This is a genomic window from Pedococcus sp. P1_H8, assembly GCF_056405175.1.
This window is the reverse complement of the sequence record NZ_JBFUCP010000356.1, coordinates 1-396: the sequence shown is the minus strand read 5'-3', so window position 1 is coordinate 396 and position 396 is coordinate 1. Positions and strand designations below refer to the sequence as shown.

Here is a 396-nt window from a genome sequence, read left to right as displayed (position 1 = left end):
CGGGTGACCCGGGCATCGGCGTACAGCCGCGCGATCGGGTACTCGCTCATGTAGCCGTAGCCGCCGTGCACCTGCAGGCACTTGTCGATGACCCGGGCCTGCATCTCCGTGCAGAACAGCTTCACCTTGGCGGCGTCGGCGGGGGTGAGGGTGCCGGCGTCCAGCGCGATCAGCGCCTGGTCGACCAGCGCCTGCCCGGCCTGCAGTTCCGTCGCGCACTCGGCGAGCACGAACTTGGTGTTCTGGAAGTCGGCCAGCGGCTTGCCGAACACCAGGCGCTCCTTGGCGTAGTCGATGGCGAGGTTCACGGCGGCGGTGGCGGTGGCCAGGCCGGTGATCGCGATCGAGAGTCGCTCCTGCGGCAGGTTGTGGGCGAGCATGCCGAACGCCTTGCCC

General features: G+C 69.4%; 1 protein-coding gene. It reads right to left on the bottom strand.

The features are described 5' to 3' along the window. A partial coding sequence (locus AC1DYG_RS20360) for an acyl-CoA dehydrogenase family protein (RefSeq protein WP_477641651.1) occupies positions 1-380 on the bottom strand: 380 nt, incomplete at its 3' end. Positions 381-396 lie beyond the last annotated feature (16 nt).